Here is a 16516-nt window from a genome sequence, read left to right as displayed (position 1 = left end):
GGGCGGCTCACCGTCGCCCGCGCGCATCCTGCGAGGCATGAACGAATGACGGAACCCTTGCTGACGATGCGCGGCATCGTCAAGGCATTCGACGGCGTGAAGGCGCTCGACGGCATCGACCTGACCGTGCGCCCCGGCGAATGCGTCGGGCTGTGCGGCGAGAACGGCGCCGGCAAGTCGACGCTGATGAAGGTGCTGTCGGGTGTGTACCCGCACGGCACGTGGGACGGTGAAATCCGCTGGGAAGGCGCGCCGCTCGCGGCGTCCGGCGTGCGCGACACCGAGCGCGCGGGCATCGTGATCATCCACCAGGAACTGATGCTCGTGCCCGAACTGTCGGTGGCCGAGAACATCTTCCTCGGCAACGAGATCACGCTGCCGGGCGGGCGCATGAACTTCGCGGCGATGGTCCAGCGCGCGGAGGAGCTGCTGCGCGAACTGCGGATCGACACGATCAACGTCGCGCAGCCGGTGATGAACTACGGCGGCGGCTACCAGCAGTTGATCGAAATCGCGAAGGCGCTGAACAAGCACGCGAAGCTGCTGATCCTCGACGAACCGTCGTCGTCGCTGAGTGCGTCGGAGACGCGCATCCTGCTCGACATCGTGCGCGACCTGAAGCGCCGTGGGGTGGCGTGCGTCTACATCTCGCACAAGCTCGACGAGGTGGCGGCCGTGTGCGACACGGTCACCGTGATCCGCGACGGACGCCACGTCGCGACCGAGCCGATGGCCACGCTGACCACCGACCGGATCATCGCGATGATGGTGGGCCGCGAGATTCGCGACCTGTATCCGCGCGAGCCGCACGAGATCGGCGACGTCGTGCTCGACGTGCGCCACGTGACGTGCCGCGACGTGACGAACGCGCGCCGCAAGCGCGTCGACGACGTGTCGTTCAGCGTGCGGCGCGGCGAGATCCTCGGCGTCGCCGGGCTGGTCGGCGCGGGCCGCACCGAGTTGATGCAGGCGATCTTCGGCGCGTATCCGGGCGCGTGCACGGCGAGCGTGACGATGAACGGCAAGCCGCTGTCGATCCGCTCGCCGGCCGACGCGATCCGCGCCGGCATCGCGATGGTGCCGGAGGACCGCAAGCGCCACGGCATCGTGCCGCAGCTCGGCGTCGGCCACAACATCACGCTCGCGGTGCTGCGGCGCTTCGCGGCGCGCGGGCGGATCGACGCGGCCGCCGAACTCGATACGATCCGCACCGAGATGCAGCGGCTGTCGGTGCGCGCAGCGCACCCGTTCCTGTCGATCGCGAGCCTGTCGGGCGGCAATCAGCAGAAGGCGGTGCTCGCGAAGATGCTGCTGACCGAGCCGCAGGTGCTGATTCTCGACGAACCGACACGCGGCGTCGACGTGGGCGCGAAGGCGGAGATCTACCGGCTGATCTTTGCGCTGGCCCAGCGCGGCGTCGCGCTGATCGTCGTGTCGTCGGAACTGCCGGAGGTGCTCGGCTTGGCCGATCGCGTGCTGGTGATCGGCGAAGGCGAATTGCGCGGCGATTTCGTCAACCAGGACCTCACGCAGGAACAGATCCTCGGCGCCGCGCTGAAGCCCGCGCGGCTGCCCGCCGAACCCACCGCAACGAGTGCGACATGAATTCCGAACTTTCTTCCTCGACCCCGGCGACGCCGGATGCAGGCGCCGGCCGCGCGCCGCGGCTGCCATTGCGCCATGTCTTCACGCGCTACAAGGTGCTTGCGCTGCTGTTCGCGGTCGTCGCGATCTGGGCATTCTTCTCGGTGCTGACGGACGGCGCGTTCGTCACGCCCCGCAACGTATCGAACCTGCTGCGGCAGATGTCGATCACCGGCATGCTCGCGTGCGGCATGGTGTTCGTCATCATCGCGGGCGAGATCGACCTGTCGGTCGGCTCGCTGCTCGGGCTGCTCGGCGGCGTCGCCGCGATCCTCGACGTCAACCGCCACTGGCCGGTTGCGGCGACGGTCCCGGCCGTGCTCGCGCTCGGCGTGCTGATCGGGCTCTTCAACGGCTGGTGGTCGACCTATCGGCGCGTGCCGTCGTTCATCGTCGGGCTCGGCGGGATGCTCGCATTTCGCGGCATCCTGCTCGGCGTGACGGGCGGCTCGACGATCGCGCCCGTGTCGGACGGCTTCGTGTTCATCGGGCAGGGCTATCTGCCGCGCCTGGCCGGCGACGGCCTCGCGGTCCTGCTGTTCGTGGTCGCGACGCTGCTGGTGGTGCGGCAGCGCGGCACGCGGCGGCGCTACCGGCTCGCGGTCGCGCCGCTATGGCAGGACGTCGCGAAGATCGTCGGCGCGGGGGCGGTGCTGTTCGCGTTCGTCGCGACGCTCGACCGCTACGGCGGTATTCCGGTGCCCGTGCTGCTGCTGCTTGCGCTGCTCGGCGTGTTCTCGTGGATCGCGACGCAGACGGTATTCGGCCGGCGCATCTATGCGGTGGGGTCGAACCTGGAGGCGACGCGGCTGTCGGGCGTGGACACCGATCGCGTGAAACTCGCGATCTTCGCGCTGATGGGACTGATGTGCGCGTTCGCCGGCCTCGTCAACACGGCGCGGCTCGCGGCCGGGTCGCCGTCCGCCGGCACGATGGGCGAGCTCGACGCGATCGCCGCGTGCTTCATCGGCGGCACCTCGATGCGCGGCGGGTCGGGCACGGTCTACGGCGCGCTGATCGGCGCGCTCGTGATGGCGAGCCTCGACAACGGGATGTCGATGCTGGACGTCGACGCGTACTGGCAGATGATCGTCAAGGGCGCGGTGCTGGTGCTGGCGGTGTGGATCGACGTGGTGTCGCGCTCGAACCGGCGGTGACGCGCGGCCCGGTCGCGCGTCCGATAGCGGTGCGCGTCATGGCAGCGGCGTGCATCATGGCAGCGGCGCGCCCCACGCCGCCGTCACGTCGCCGCCGAGCCGCCATTCGCCGAACGGGCGGCGCGGCGCGATGATCGCCGGCAGGCGGCGATCGTGAAAGCGTGCGTAGTACGGCTCGACTCAGCTCGGTTCGTCGCGGAACGTCCACGGAAACAGGTCCTGCCTGATCGGCGTGATCTTCCTGAAACTCGCGGGATCTTCCACCGCGTCGATCACGAGGTTCGCGAGGCGGCCGATCGCGCCGTCGTTCTCGCGGTAGAGATCGATGTTGCGCCGCTGGACGAGTTCGGCCGCGAACACGAGCGGCAGCAGCGCGAAGGTGTGATAGTGGAGCGCGCGATTGCCGCGCTTCACCTCGCGCGCGAGCGAACCGTCCGGGCCGATGTCGCGAATGCCTTCGCGTACCCGCAGCAAGCCGGAATCGGGACCGAAGGCAGTCTAGCCCCGGGGCTTTCGCCAGGCTTTCCACGGCGAGCCGTTACCGTTCCGATCCGCCGGCCGTCGGTGTGACGCATGGCGGTCGTCGCGGCTTCGCATGACGTGCAATACGCTATTCTGTCGTCCTCGACCGTCAGCCCGATCCGATGAAGCGTCCGTCGTTCTCCACCCAACTCGTCATGCTCTGGGCACTCGTCGCGGCGCTGTGCGCGACGCTGGTCGCGGTCGTCTGGGTCACCGCGAGTTCCGCCGAGAGTCAGCAGGTGGCCAGCGCGAAGGCCGCCGGCGCGTCGGCCTGCGAAGCGGTCGCGTCGCGTTACAGCGCGTCTTCCGCGTCGGCGGGCGCCGGGCCCGCCCCGGATCTGATGCACGCGATCCTCGACATCGTGCTCTCGCGTGCGCCGGACATGGAAGGCGGGTTCTGGATGCCCGGCGCCGCGCCCGACGCGAGCGGTTTTCTCGCGTATTCCTTTCCCACTTATCAGGGCAGCGGCGTCAAACGCGACGTTCCGGAAGCGGAAACGCCGCTGATCCTCCGCACGCTGCATGCCGCGGCCGCGACGCATGCCGCGACGGCGAACGTCGTCGAAGGCGCGCAGGATGCCGTGATCGCGGCGGCCTGTCCGGTACGCGGCGGCGCGGGGCTGTACGTGTGGATGCTGACGCGTGCGCGCCCGCCGCTGGGCCGGCACGGGGAATTGCTGGCCACGGGCCTCGCCGCCGTGCTCGCGGTGATTCTGGCGATCGCGGCGGCGCTGGCCGTGGCGCTGCGCCGCTGGAAGCGCAATCTCGCCCGGATCGAGAGCGGGCTGGGGCCCGACGGTCGCGAACATCATTTGCCGTACGTTGGCGAACCGGATCTCGACCGCGTCATCGACGCGTTCAACGAGCGGGCGCGCCGCGCCGACCGGCTGCAACAGCAGGCCGACGAACTCCGTACGCGGCTCGCGCAGGCCGAGCGCTTCGGCATGCTGGGGAAGCTTGCCGCGCAGGTCGCGCACGAGATTCGCAATCCGATGGGCGCGATGCGGCTGAAGGCGGAAAACGCGCTGGCCGGCGACGGCCGGCGGCAGCAGGACGCATTGCGCGTGATCCTCGCGCAGATCGAGCGCATCGATGCGCAATTGTCGAGCCTGCTCGCGCTGACGCAGCCGGTGCGCCCCCATGCGGCACCCGTCGACGTCGACGCGTGGCTCGCGCAGGTCGTCGACGCGCACCGCGAGCTGGCGCAGCGGCAAGCGATCGATCTGACGGTGTCGCTCGCGGGGCAGGGCGAACGGCTCGCGTGGCCGTCGGATCGTCCGGCCTTCGATCCCGACCAGATGCGCCGGGCGCTCGACAACCTGCTGCTCAACGCGCTGCACCATGCGGGCGACGGCGGCGCGGTCACGCTCACCGCCGAGCGGCGCGCGCTCGCCGGGCGCGACTGGCTGTGCATCACCGTGTCGGACAGCGGCCCCGGGGTGCCGGCCGCGCAGCGCGAGCGGATCTTCGAGCCGTTCGTGACGGGGCGCGCGGACGGCACGGGCCTCGGTCTTGCCGTGGTCCGTGAAGTGGCGGCGGCGCACGGCGGACACGCGCGCCTCGACGGGGGCGCCGCATTCGTGATTGAAATTCCATGGCAAACATCCTCATAGTCGACGACGACGCGGCCTTTCGCGACGGCCTCGCCGAAACGCTGGCCGATCTCGGTCATCGGGCCGTCGAGGCCGCATCCGGCCGGGCGGCGCTCAGCGCGCTGCGCGGCGGCGGCATCGAATGCGTCTTTCTGGATTTCCGCCTGCCCGATCTGGACGGGCTGGCCGTGCTGGCGCAACTGCGTGACGATCCCGCGCTGGCCGCGATTCCGGTCGTCATGCTGACGGCCCACGCGACCAGCGACAACACGATCGAAGCGATGCGGCTCGGCGCATTCGATCACCTGACGAAGCCGATCGGGCGTCGGGACATCGCGCAACTGCTCGAACGCATCGTGTCGGCGAATCAGCCGCCCGCGCCGGCGCCCTCCGACAACGGCTTCGCGGGCGAACCTTCGGCGGACCGACCGCGATTGCTGGGCGTGAGCGCCGCGATGCGCGACGTGCAAAAGCAGATCGGCCGGGCCGCGATGAGCGATGCAACCGTGCTCCTGACCGGCGAAACGGGCACGGGCAAGGAGGTGGCGGCCCGCGTGCTGCATGCCGCATCGGCTCGCCATGCGGGGCCGTTCGTCGCGGTCAACTGCGCGGCCATCCCGGCCGATCTGCTCGAAAGCGAATTGTTCGGGCATCGTCGCGGTGCGTTTACCGGGGCGCATGCCGATCGCGCGGGGCGCCTCGTCGAGGCCGACGGCGGCACGCTCTTTCTCGACGAAATCGGCGACATGCCCGCCGCGATGCAGGCCAAGTTGCTGCGCGCGCTGCAGGAGCGCCAGGTGACGCCGCTCGGCGCGGACCGCGCGACGGCGATCGACATTCGCGTCGTGGCCGCGACGCACCGCGACCTCGCCGCGGCCGTCGCGGACGGCACATTCCGCGAAGATCTCTTCTATCGGCTGAACGTCATTCCGTTGCACCTGCCGCCGCTCGCGGAGCGTGTAGCCGACATCCTGCCGCTGGCCGCCCATTTCCTGGGCAACGCGGCACGCATGCGCGCGCTGCATCTGACGAACGACGCGCAGCGCGCGCTGCTCGATCACGGCTGGCCCGGCAACGTCCGCGAACTGCGCAACGTGATGGAGCGGGCGGCCGCGCTCGCCCCCGGGCCGGCCGTCAGCGCGGCCGATCTCGGCCTAGGCGCCGTGCCGGCGCGCCAGTCGGGCGCCGATGCGGTGCCGGCGCACCTGCTCGACATGCCGCTGCCCGATGCGCTCGCGACGGTCGAGCGCGCGGCGATCCTGCACGCGCTCGAGCGTGCGAACGGCAATCGCGCGGAAGCCGCGAGGCAGCTCGGGATCGGCCGCCAGTCGCTCTATGCGCGGATGGCGAATCTCGGGATCGAGCGGGACGACTAGCCACACCGCGTCGACTGTCGGGATCGACGACATCCGGCGAATCGACGTGTCGGGAAATCCGACAGGTTTGGCGCGCGTCGTCGTTCGGCGCACGGCCACGCGGTGCGCCGCAGGTTGGCACGGGTATTGCGGATACCGATGCATCGCAACCCGTTGCCGGAGCCCGCCATGAACTCGTGCCTGCCTGTCGTCCGATCGCGGCCGCGGCGCCGCGCTGCCGTTCGCCGCTCGTATCGCATGCTCTGCGCTGCCGCACTCGTTGCCGTCGCAACGGTCACCGTGGCGCAGGTGCCGCCCCCACCGCGCGCGGAAGACCCGGCCGGCGCCATGCCGCCTCCGCCGCCTCCTCCTCGGCCTCGTGCGCTTGTGCCTGCCGTGCCCGGAAACGACACCGCCTCCGACGCGCTGGCGTCCGGCACGCTGTCGCGCCTGACGATCAATCCGGAAGGGGCGGTCGACGGCTTCGTGCTGAGCGACGGCACGCTCGTCCGTCTGCCGCCGCATCTCGGTGCGCAACTGACCGCGCTCGTGAAAACGGGCGACCGCGTGACGGTAGCCGGCGAACGACGCGTCGACGATGAAATCCGCGCACGCGTGGTCCGCAACGACGGCACCGGCGCGTCGCTGTCCGATCAGCCGCCCGCGCCCGTCGCGCCCGTGCCGCCCACGCTGCGCGGGGTCAACCTTGCCCGCCTGAGCGTGTCCGGCGTCGTGCGCCGTGTGACGCACGCGCCGCGCGGCGAGCCGGACGGCGTGATGCTCGACAGCGGAGCGATCGTCAAGCTGACCGTGCCGGCCGCCCAGCAATTCGGTGCGCTGCTCGTCCCTGGCGAGCGCGTGGCCGCGGTCGGCTACGGCACGCGCAACGCCTACGGCGAAGCGCTGCAGGCGACAGCGTTCGGCGCGCCGGGCCATGTCGTGAATCTCTATGACGACGTCGCGCACTGATCGCGCGACGTCGTTCCTCAATCCATCGAAAGGAGTCCTGCCATGCATTGGATCGATCCCGCCTGCCTGCCCGAAACGCGCGGCCGCGTCACGCAGTTCCTGCTCAATCCGCACGGAGAAATCGACGGCCTGATCCTGAACGGCGACCTGCAGGTTCACGTACCGCCGCACTTGGGCCGCGAACTCGCGCGCCGTGTCGCGCTCGGCGACCGCATCCGCGTGCGGGGCGTCAAGCCGCGTCGCGCGGCGATGATCGCGGCCGTGCAACTGACCGGGCGCGACGGCGTCGACATCGTCGACGACGGGCCCGCGCACGCTGCACCGCCGAAGCCGGCGCACGCCGCTCGGCAGCCGATGGAATCGAGCGGCGAAGTCGCGTTCGGGTTGCATGGGCCGAAAGGCGAGCTGAACGGCGCGTTGCTGACGAGCGGCGTCGCGCTGCGGGTGCCGCCGCATGCGGCTGAAGCGCTGCACGATTATCTGCGTCCCGGTGTTCATGTGCACGCGTGGGGGCAGGGCGTCGTCACGCCGCACGGCACGACGCTCGACGTGAGCGAGATCGCCGAGCTCGTCGATGCGGATGCCGAATGATCACGCGACGGTGAGGCGACCATGAGGCCGGCACGCGCGCTCGAAGCGCTCAACTTCTTCCTGGCCGACGTGCAGGCCGGCATCGGCCCGTTCATCGGCGTCATCCTGCTGTCGCGCGGCTGGGGCGCCGATGCGATCGGTTCGGTCATGACGCTGGCCGGGCTTGCCGCGATGGCCGCGACGCCGCTGGCCGGCGCGCTCGTCGACGCGGTGCGCGCGAAGCGGGCGCTGATCGTCGTCGCGGCCGCCGCGACGGCACTGGCCTCGCTCGCGCTGATGTTCGTCCACGGTTATCCGGCGGTGGCGGCATCGCAAATCCTGGCCGCGGTCAGCGGCGCGGCGCTCGCGCCGGCCGTCGCGGGCGTGACGCTCGGCATCGCGCGGCGGCAGGGGTTCGACCGGCAGTTCGGGCGCAACCAGATGGCGAACCACGCCGGCAACGTCATCGGGGCGGCGCTCGCGGGGTGGCTCGGCTGGCATGTCGGATTCGATGCGGTGTTCGCGCTCGTCGGCGTGTTTACGGTCCTCGCCATCGTGAGCACGCTGGCGATTCCCGGGCATGCGATTGATCATGCGAGCGCACGGGGTCTCGATCCTGCCGGCGGCGCGCCGGGCACGGATGCCGCGCAGCCCGATGCGGTAGGCGCGGCGCCGACGTCGCGCGTCAGCGGTCTGCGCACGCTCGCCGAAAACCGGCCGCTGGTGCTGCTCGGTGCATCGCTCGCGCTGTTTCATCTCGGCAACGCCGCGATGCTGCCGCTCTACGGGATGGGCGTCGTCGTCACGCATCGCAGCAATCCGAGCGCGTTCACCGCACAGACCATCGTCATCGCGCAGTTCGTGATGGTCGCGGCGGCGTGGCTCGCGCCCCGGCTGATTCGCTCGCACGGGTACTGGCGGGTGCTGCTGTTCTCGTACCTCGTGCTGCCGGTGCGCGGGGTGGTCGCCGCGGCGTGGATGAGCGAAGCGGGCGTGTGGCCGGTGCAGGTGCTCGACGGCATCGGCGCCGGCCTGCAAAGCGTGGTCGTGCCCGCGCTCGTGGTTCGTTTGCTGCATGGCTCCGGCCGCGTGAATGCCGGGCAGGGCGCCGTCGCGACGGCGCAGGGTATCGGCGCGGCGCTCAGCCCCGTGCTGGGCGGCGTGCTCGCGCAGCACTTCGGTTATCCGGCCGCGTTCGTCGTACTGGGCGCCGTGTCGACGGGCTCGCTCGCGCTGTGGCTCGGTCATGCGCGCTCGCTGAGCAGCGTATGCGGCAAGCCGGCCGACCTGTCGGCGGCGTCGTCTTGAAAGCCCTTTCGATTCTCATGCCTCCGTTGACGTGCCCATGAATCCTGTTTCGCTTGCCTGGCTGATTTCCGCGCTCGCCACCGCGGGCGTCATCACGCGTCCGTTCGGCTGGCCCGAGGCCATCTGGGCCGTGAGCGGCGCGCTGCTGCTGGTCGTGTTGAACCTGTTGCCCGTCGCGCAGGCGCTGGACGCCGTCGCGAAAGGCGGCGACGTGTACCTCTTTCTGACGGGCATGATGCTGCTGTCCGAGGCGGCCCGTCGCGAGGGGCTGTTCGACTGGGTCGCGACGCACGTCGTCAATCTCGCGCAGGGCTCGCGGCGGCGGCTGTTCGCGCTGATCTACGCGGTCGGTGTCGTCACCACGGTGTTCCTGTCGAACGACGCGACCGCCGTCGTGCTGACGCCCGCGGTCCTTGCCGCCGCGCGCCGCGCGAAGGCCGATCCGATGCCGCTGCTGTACAGCTGCGCGCTCGTCGCCAATGCCGCGAGTTTCGTGCTGCCGATTTCGAATCCGGCGAACCTGGTGCTGTACGGCGCGCACATGCCGGCGCTCGGCGTCTGGCTCGCGCATTTCGCGGCCCCGTCCGTCGCGTCGATCGCTTGTACGTTCATGATGCTGAGGATCGTGCAGCGACGCGCGCTTGCCGGCCGTTGCGAGTCCGGGCTGCCGGTGCAGCCGTTGACGAGCGGCGGACGCATTGCGCTCGTGGGCATCGCCGCAACGGCCGTCGCGCTGATGGCGGTGTCGGTGTTCGATCGCCCGCTCGGGTTGCCGACCGCGCTCGCGGGGGTTGTCACGGTCGCGTGCGTGGTGATGCGGGATCGCGCGGCGTGCGTGCCGATCGTTCGCGCGATTTCATGGAGCGTGCTGCCGCTCGTCGCGGGGTTGTTCGTCGTCGTCGAGACGCTCGACCGGACCGGCGCGGTGCGCGTGCTGGCCGGGCTGCTGCATACGCTGATGCAAAGCGGCGAGCACGTCGCCGCGGCCGTCGCCGGCGTCGCGGTCGCGCTGGTGTCGAACGCGGTCAACAACCTGCCCGCCGGGCTGATCGCGAGCTCGACGATCCAGGCCGCGCACAGCCCGCAAACGGTGGTCGACGCGATTCTGATCGGCGTCGATCTCGGCCCGAACCTGTCCGTCACCGGTTCGCTCGCGACGATTCTGTGGCTCGCGGCGATCCGGCGCGAAGGGCTGCAGGTCGGTTTCCGCGCGTTCCTCGCGGTCGGCGCGTGCGTGATGCCGCCGGCGCTGTTGCTCGCGCTGGGCGCGCGGTTCGTGGCCGGCGGCTGACGGGCGATGCCGGTCAGCCGCCGCGGCTGCCCTAGAACGAGTAGGCGAGCGACGCGAACAGGCTGCGCGGCGCGCCCGGCGTGACCCACAGGCTGTTGTACGAGCTGACGTAGGTGGTGCGGTTGAACAGGTTGTTCAGCACGACCGACGCACGCAGGTGCTTGTTGACCTGCACGTAACCGTTGAGCTGCACGGTCGCGTAGGCCGGCAGCTCGAAGCCGTCCTGCGTGTTGGCCGTGTTGCCGGCGCGGCGCCCGACGTAGATCACGCCGGCACCGGCGCCGGCCTTGTCCGCGAACGGCAGGGTCGTCTCGTACATCAGCAGCGCGCTGCCGCTCAGCCGCGGTACGTCGACGAGGCGTGAACCGGGGGCCAGCACCGAATCGCGCGTGACCTCGGCGTCGACGTACGCGAAGTTCGCGATGCCGCGCAGGCCGTGACCGAGGTCGCCGCTCCACTCGAACTCGATGCCGCGGCTGCGCACTTCGCCGGCCGCACGCGAGAAGCCGGCATTCGCCGGGTCGGCGGTGAGCACGTTGCGCTTGGTGACGTAGAACGCCGAGACGGTCGTGAGCCAGCGTGCGCCGGCCCATTTCGCGCCGGCTTCGTAGCCGTGGCCCTTTTCGGGATCGAACGCGCGGCCGTTGATGTCGGCACCGTTGTTCGGCCGGAACGAATACGCGGTGTTCGCATACAGCGACCACGCGGGGCTCATTTCATACACGACGCCGATACGCGGGCTCAGCGCGGTCTGCAACTGGCTCGTCGTCACGCCCTTCAGGCGATTGTCGATCGACTGGTGGAAGCGATCCCAGCGCAGCCCGGCCAGGATTTTCCAGTGCGGCCCGAACGCGAGCGTGTCCTGCGCGTAGACGCCTTGTCCGTCGTCGCGTTCGAGCAGGTTGGTCGCGGTGCGCGGCGTCGGCGCGGGCTGCCCGTAGACCGGATCGAAGATGTCGATCGCATACGGCGCCGAAGCGCTCGGCGTGGAGCGCGTGACGAACTGGTCGTAGTTGAAGCGATACGCATCGACGCCCATCACGAGCGTGTGGCCGATGCCGCCCGTGCGGAACGCGCCCGCGGTTTCGAGACGCCCTTGCAGGTCGTTCGAGTGAAACGCGACCTGCCGGTAGCGACGCCACAGCGTGCGGCCGTCCGGCTGCAATGCAAATGCCTCGGACGAGTGCCCCGACAGGTCGGTGTTGCGTTGTGCTACGCCGGCATTGATCGACCAGCTTGAATCGATGCGATGCTCGAGCGTGAACTGGTGGCCCGTGTTGCGCACGTCGTAGTCGCCGTCGCGCGGCTCGCCGAGAAAGCGCGACGCGGGGATCACGCCGAGTTGCCCGTTGACCGCCAGCACGCCGCGATCGAGCGGCGCGCGCTGACGCGCGCTCTCGAATTCGTAGTGGAGCGTCGTGTCCGCGCCGATGTCCCACGTGAACGACGGCGAGAACAGGTAGCGTTTGCTCGATACGGTATCGCGAAAGCTGCCGTTGTTCTCGTTCATCGCGATGAAGCGGTATGCGAGCGATTTCGTGATGGGGCCCGTCGAATCGAGTGTCTGCCGCAACGCGCCGTAGCTGCCGGCCGACACGCCGATGGTGTTCGCGCGGGCGAACTGCGGCTGCTTCGTCGTATAGCTGATGATCCCGCCCGGATCGCCGCGGCCGTACAGCGCGGACGCCGGCCCCTTGAGCACTTCCATGCGCTCGAGGTTGACGGTGTCGCGCGGCACGCTCATCCCGCGATTCCACGAGAAACCGTTGACCAGGTAGTCGGTGCCCGACGTGTTGCCGTCGCCGGCGAAGCCGCGCACCGCGTAGTTGTCCCACAGGCCGCCGAAGTTGTTCTGGCGCGAGACGCCCGCGACCCAGTCGTAAAGATCGTCGCCGCGCGTGGCGGCCACGGTCTGAATCAGCTTCGTGTCGACGCTGCTGACCGCGAACGGAATCTCCATCACGTCCGCCTCGCTGCGCGTCGCACTCGTCGATTCGCGCGTGCGAAACGGCGCCGTCGCGCGTTGCGCGGACACCTCGATGGTGGGCAGCGCCGTTTCCTGCGCGTCGGCGGCGCCCACGCCGGTCGTGCCGACGACGATGGCCATCGGTGCGGCCGCCCAGTTCCTCCTGCTCATACCTCTCCCTTTCGTGTCGTTCGCGTTCGGGCACGGCGGGCGGCCTTGCGCCGACATCTGTGTTCCAAACAGTACATTTGCGCGGCAATTTAATGCAAATGAGAGGCATTTGCAATCGTAATTTTGAGATGGGTGATGGACAGGACTCCGGACGGCGCGGCGGCAGTCGCGGAATGCGCGGAATTGTGGCTTTCGCGGCGTCCGGGAGGGGGCTGTTCGTCGTTTAGGGGAACGCGCCGATCGGCAATGCCCGGTTCATTGCGGCCTGTATTGCTCGATTCGGCAAGGCGACGTCAAGCGACGTAACGCCGACGCGCGTGTCGCGTGGGCCGCGCGTTTTCAAAGCACGCATCAGCGGGTTGCATGAAGATCGACGCCGTTCGTCCCGTGATGCCGTCCGTCGTCGTGCGACGACGAGCGTGCCGGCGCCGGTACGCGGTCAATCCGGATCGGCTTTCAACCCACCCTCGATCCAGCGCGCTTCGGACGCACGAAGATGCGCGCGAATCGCCGTCTGGGCCGCGATCGGGTCGCCGGCCTGCAGCGCGAGCAGCACGTCCTCGTGCTCGCGCACGGCGGCGGTCCAGGTCTGCGGATTTTCCGCGTGACCGCGCATGGCGGCGGCGATCGGGTCGTGGCGGCTGTCGAACAGCTCGCCGACGAAGCGGGTCAGCACCGAATTGCCGGCGGCTTCCGCGATCAGCATGTGGAACTGCCGGTCGGCTTCGACCGGCGATTTCCCAGCCTCCGCGAGCCGCTTCATCCGCTGAACGGTGCGGCGCAGGCGCTCGAGCATCGCGGCCGTCATCCGCGCGGCGGCCAGCGCGGCGACGCTGCCTTCGACGGCCGCGCGGGCCTGCATCAATTCCGACGGACTGTCGCCGAGCGTGGCCATCGGGCCGACGTCGTCGGCCGCCGTGTCGCGCACATAGACACCGGAGCCCATCCGGATTTCGATCTGGCCGCCGATTTCCAGCGCGATCAGCGCCTCGCGCAGCGACGGGCGCGATACGCCGAGCGTCAGCGCCAGCTCGCGCTCCGGCGGCAACCGCTCGCCGATCGCGAATTCGCCCTGACGAATCAGCGCGACGATCTGGGCCGCGACCGATTGGTAAAGCCGCTTGGGTTCTGTCGATTTCATTCGATGGATCGGGATCAAGGCGCTTTGGGCGCAAGCGCGTGTCGCGGAGTCTATCACGCTTGCTGCATCGCCCCGTGCGGCGGCGCGTTCATCCGGATGTCCGGGTTTTCACCATTGGTAAGATCAGATGTGAATAGTTAAATTGGCTTGACCAAAATGAGTTTGATTGCTGTAATTCATCCAAATTGGACTGACCAGGTAGTGTCGAGGTCGATCCACCCCAAGGAGACGCAATGGCAATGCCTCGCAATCTGCCCGGTCAGGCCACGCACGACGAAGCCGACCGGGAGATCCTGCGCCTGGACGGGATTCGCAAGCGCTTCCCGGGCGTCCTCGCGCTCGACGGGATTCGCCTCGACCTGCGCCGCGGGGAGGTGCATGCGGTGTGCGGCGAAAACGGCGCGGGCAAATCCACGCTGATGAAGATCATCAGCGGCCAATACCTGCCCGACGAGGGTGTCGTTCACTATCGCGGCGCGCCGGTGCGGTTTCGTTCGGCCTCCGAAGCGCAGGCGGCCGGCATCTCGATCATCCACCAGGAACTCAATCTCGTCCCGCACCTGAGCGTGGCGGAGAACCTGTTCCTCGCGCGCGAGCCGCGGCGCGGGCCGTTCGTCGATACGAAACGCATGAACGCGGACGCGGCGCGCTGCATCGCGCGCATCGGCCTGAACGTCGCGCCGACGACGAAGGTCGGCGTGCTGTCCATCGCGCAGCAGCAGATGGTCGAGATCGCGAAGGCGCTGTCGCACGATGCGCGCGTGCTGATCATGGACGAACCCACGTCGTCGCTGACGGAAGCGGAAACGGTGCAGTTGTTTCGCATCATCGAGGAGCTGCGCGCCGACGGCGTGGCGATTCTGTATATCTCGCACCGGCTCGACGAAATGGCGCAGATCGTCGATCGCGTGACGGTGCTGCGCGACGGGCGTCACATCTCGACGGACGATTTCGCCGACGTGAGCATCGACGACATCGTCGCGCGCATGGTGGGGCGGACGCTCGACGACGCCTATCCGTCGCGGCAATCGGTGCCGACCGACGACATGCTGCTCGACGTGCGGGACCTGCGTCGCGAGGGTGTGTTCGGGCCGGTGTCGTTCGCGCTGCGCCGTGGCGAGATCCTCGGTTTCGCGGGATTGATGGGCGCCGGGCGCACCGAGATCGCGCGCGCGATTTTCGGCGCCGACCGCCCCGACGGCGGCACGATCGCGCTGCACGGCCGGGCCGTGACGATCCGGTCGCCACGCGAGGCGATCCGGCACGGCATCGCGTATCTGTCGGAGGACCGCAAGAAGGAAGGGCTCGCGCTGCCGATGCCGGTCGCGGCGAATCTCACGCTCGCGAACGTGCGCGGCATCGCATCGCGCTTCGGATTCCTGCGTTTCGACGACGAGATCGACGTGGCGCGCCGCTACGTGCAGGACCTGGCGATTCGCACGCCGTCCGTGCACCAGCGCGTGCGCAACCTGTCCGGCGGCAACCAGCAGAAGGTCGTCATCGGCAAATGGCTGTATCGCGGCTCGAAGATCCTGTTCTTCGACGAGCCGACGCGCGGAATCGACGTCGGCGCCAAATTCGCGATCTACGGGCTGATGGACCGGCTCGCCGCCGACGGCGTCGGCGTGGTGCTGATCAGTTCGGAACTGCCCGAACTGCTCGGCATGACCGACCGGATCGCCGTTTTTCATGAAGGTCGAATGACCGCCATTCTCGATACGAAACACACCAGTCAGGAGGAGATCATGCACTACGCGTCGGGGCGTTCCCATGCTTGAAATGACATCCGATCGAAGCCAGGCCGACGAACGGGCGGCGCGACAGCGGCGGCGCGACCTGATCCAGAAGTTCGCGGCGCTGGGCAGTCTCGTCGTGCTCGTGTTCGCGTTCTCGATATCGAGCGCGGCGTTCTTCTCGGTCGACAACCTGATGACCGTCGGCCTGCAGGTCACGTCCATCGCCTATCTGGGCGTGGCCGCCACCTGCGTGATCATCACCGGCGGCATCGACCTGTCGGTCGGCTCGGTGCTCGCGCTGGCCGGCGTCTGCGCCGCGCTGCTGGTCAAGGCCGGCGTGCCGGTGCCCGCCGCGATGGCGGCCGGCATCCTGGTCGGCGCGCTGTGCGGGCTCGTCAACGGCATCTGCGTGACGCAGATGGGCCTGCCGCCGTTCATCGCGACGCTCGGCATGATGCTCGTCGCGCGCGGCATCGCGCTCCAGATCACCGGTGCCCGGCCGGTATCGGATCTCGGCGACGCGTTCGGCGCGCTTGGCAACGGCGCGCTGCTGCGGATCTCGCGGATCGGCGCGGACGGGTTCCCCGACACGACCTTTCCCGGCATTCCGTATCCGGTCGTGATCATGGTCGTGCTGTTCGTCGTGGTGTCCGTGCTGCTGTCGAGAACGTCGCTCGGCCGTCACATCTATGCGGTCGGCTCGAACGCGGAAGCGGCCCGGCTGTCGGGCGTGAACGTGCAGGGCGTGAAGCTGTTCACCTACGTGCTGTCCGGCGCGCTCGCGGGCGTGACCGGCTGCGTGCTGATGTCGCGGCTCGTCACCGGGCAGCCGAACGAAGGGGTGATGTACGAGCTCGACGCGATCGCCAGCTCGGTCATCGGCGGCACGTCGCTGATGGGCGGCGTCGGCACGATTTCCGGCACGGCGATCGGCGCGTTCGTGATCGGCGTGCTGCGCAACGGCCTGAACATGAACGGCGTGTCGAGCTTCATCCAGCAGATCATCATCGGCGTCGTGATCCTCGGCACGGTGTGGATCGACCAGTTGCGCAATCGCCGGCCCTGACCGGAAGCAAGCAGTCCCTACCAACGAG

General features: G+C 69.2%; 13 protein-coding genes. 10 read left to right on the top strand and 3 right to left on the bottom strand.

What is annotated here, in order from left to right; genetic code table 11:
- The first annotated feature begins 45 nt into the window (after nt 1–45).
- Together xylG and SY91_RS29950 are read left to right on the top strand one after the other, a co-directional pair.
- Nucleotides 46–1605 (top strand): D-xylose ABC transporter ATP-binding protein, encoded by a 1560-nt coding sequence (gene xylG / locus SY91_RS29955; protein WP_043886373.1) that lies wholly within the window; start codon nt 46–48, stop codon nt 1603–1605.
- Nucleotides 1602–2801 carry a sugar ABC transporter permease gene (locus tag SY91_RS29950; RefSeq protein ID WP_023474614.1) on the top strand — a complete coding sequence of 400 codons (1200 nt, stop codon included), beginning with the start codon at nt 1602–1604 and terminating at the stop codon, nt 2799–2801. The genes xylG and SY91_RS29950 overlap by 4 nt, the downstream gene beginning before the upstream one ends.
- 180 nt (nt 2802–2981) lie before the next feature.
- Here the strand turns inward: SY91_RS29950 and SY91_RS29945 are convergent, their stop codons facing one another.
- Nucleotides 2982–3275: an alginate lyase family protein gene (locus SY91_RS29945; RefSeq protein ID WP_260632517.1), complete on the bottom strand. Its 294-nt coding sequence runs from the start codon at nt 3273–3275 to the stop codon at nt 2982–2984.
- 170 nt (nt 3276–3445) lie between these two features.
- Between SY91_RS29945 and SY91_RS29940 the strand changes: the two genes are divergently transcribed.
- From SY91_RS29940 to SY91_RS29915, 6 genes are all read left to right on the top strand, one after another.
- Nucleotides 3446–4936, top strand: a complete 1491-nt coding sequence (locus tag SY91_RS29940) for a sensor histidine kinase (protein ID WP_043886372.1) — start codon at nt 3446–3448, stop codon at nt 4934–4936.
- The gene (locus SY91_RS29935) at nt 4918–6291 is read left to right on the top strand and encodes a sigma-54-dependent transcriptional regulator (RefSeq protein ID WP_023474613.1); all 1374 of its coding nucleotides are present in this window, start codon (nt 4918–4920) and stop codon (nt 6289–6291) included. The genes SY91_RS29940 and SY91_RS29935 overlap by 19 nt, the downstream gene beginning before the upstream one ends.
- Nucleotides 6292–6666: 375 nt before the next feature.
- Nucleotides 6667–7239 carry a hypothetical protein gene (locus SY91_RS29930; RefSeq protein WP_023474612.1) on the top strand — a complete coding sequence of 191 codons (573 nt, stop codon included), beginning with the start codon at nt 6667–6669 and terminating at the stop codon, nt 7237–7239.
- A gap of 42 nt (nt 7240–7281) precedes the next feature.
- The gene (locus SY91_RS29925; RefSeq protein WP_023474611.1) at nt 7282–7830 is read left to right on the top strand and encodes a hypothetical protein; all 549 of its coding nucleotides are present in this window, start codon (nt 7282–7284) and stop codon (nt 7828–7830) included.
- Nucleotides 7831–7851: 21 nt separating this feature from the next.
- The gene (locus SY91_RS29920; protein ID WP_023474610.1) at nt 7852–9117 is read left to right on the top strand and encodes an MFS transporter; all 1266 of its coding nucleotides are present in this window, start codon (nt 7852–7854) and stop codon (nt 9115–9117) included.
- A gap of 37 nt (nt 9118–9154) precedes the next feature.
- Entirely contained in the window at nt 9155–10408 is a 1254-nt protein-coding gene (locus SY91_RS29915; RefSeq protein ID WP_023474609.1) for an arsenic transporter, read from the top strand.
- Nucleotides 10409–10439: 31 nt separating this feature from the next.
- Here SY91_RS29915 and SY91_RS29910 read toward each other — a convergent pair whose 3' ends face one another.
- Both SY91_RS29910 and SY91_RS29905 read right to left on the bottom strand, forming a co-directional pair.
- The gene (locus SY91_RS29910) at nt 10440–12545 is read right to left on the bottom strand and encodes a TonB-dependent siderophore receptor (protein WP_043886391.1); all 2106 of its coding nucleotides are present in this window, start codon (nt 12543–12545) and stop codon (nt 10440–10442) included.
- 439 nt (nt 12546–12984) lie between these two features.
- The gene (locus SY91_RS29905; protein ID WP_011549869.1) at nt 12985–13686 is read right to left on the bottom strand and encodes a FadR/GntR family transcriptional regulator; all 702 of its coding nucleotides are present in this window, start codon (nt 13684–13686) and stop codon (nt 12985–12987) included.
- A gap of 233 nt (nt 13687–13919) precedes the next feature.
- Between SY91_RS29905 and SY91_RS29900 the strand changes: the two genes are divergently transcribed.
- Nucleotides 13920–15464, top strand: a complete 1545-nt coding sequence (locus tag SY91_RS29900) for a sugar ABC transporter ATP-binding protein (RefSeq protein ID WP_023474606.1) — start codon at nt 13920–13922, stop codon at nt 15462–15464.
- On the top strand, nt 15457–16488 hold the full coding sequence (locus SY91_RS29895) for an ABC transporter permease (RefSeq protein ID WP_011549867.1): 1032 nt from the start codon (nt 15457–15459) through the stop codon (nt 16486–16488). Before SY91_RS29900 ends, SY91_RS29895 begins: the two co-directional genes overlap by 8 nt.
- Nucleotides 16489–16516: the final 28 nt, after the last annotated feature.

This window comes from Burkholderia cenocepacia, assembly GCF_014211915.1.
In the GTDB taxonomy this organism is placed as follows: Bacteria; Pseudomonadota; Gammaproteobacteria; order Burkholderiales; family Burkholderiaceae; genus Burkholderia; species Burkholderia orbicola.
Note: the sequence above shows the minus strand (reverse complement) of the source record. Positions and strands in the feature narration are given on the sequence as shown.

Bases quoted from the DNA above. Each gene is read 5' to 3' on its own strand.
- SY91_RS29950 (WP_023474614.1), top strand. From the start codon at position 1,602: ATGAATTCCGAACTTTCTTCCTCGACCCCGGCGACGCCGGATGCAGGC.
- SY91_RS29910 (WP_043886391.1), bottom strand. From the start codon at position 12,545: ATGAGCAGGAGGAACTGGGCGGCCGCACCGATGGCCATCGTCGTCGGC.
- SY91_RS29915 (WP_023474609.1), top strand. From the start codon at position 9,155: ATGAATCCTGTTTCGCTTGCCTGGCTGATTTCCGCGCTCGCCACCGCG.
- SY91_RS29900 (WP_023474606.1), top strand. From the start codon at position 13,920: ATGGCAATGCCTCGCAATCTGCCCGGTCAGGCCACGCACGACGAAGCC.
- SY91_RS29940 (WP_043886372.1), top strand. From the start codon at position 3,446: ATGAAGCGTCCGTCGTTCTCCACCCAACTCGTCATGCTCTGGGCACTC.
- SY91_RS29925 (WP_023474611.1), top strand. From the start codon at position 7,282: ATGCATTGGATCGATCCCGCCTGCCTGCCCGAAACGCGCGGCCGCGTC.
- SY91_RS29905 (WP_011549869.1), bottom strand. From the start codon at position 13,686: ATGAAATCGACAGAACCCAAGCGGCTTTACCAATCGGTCGCGGCCCAG.
- SY91_RS29895 (WP_011549867.1), top strand. From the start codon at position 15,457: ATGCTTGAAATGACATCCGATCGAAGCCAGGCCGACGAACGGGCGGCG.
- SY91_RS29920 (WP_023474610.1), top strand. From the start codon at position 7,852: ATGAGGCCGGCACGCGCGCTCGAAGCGCTCAACTTCTTCCTGGCCGAC.
- SY91_RS29935 (WP_023474613.1), top strand. From the start codon at position 4,918: ATGGCAAACATCCTCATAGTCGACGACGACGCGGCCTTTCGCGACGGC.
- xylG (WP_043886373.1), top strand. From the start codon at position 46: ATGACGGAACCCTTGCTGACGATGCGCGGCATCGTCAAGGCATTCGAC.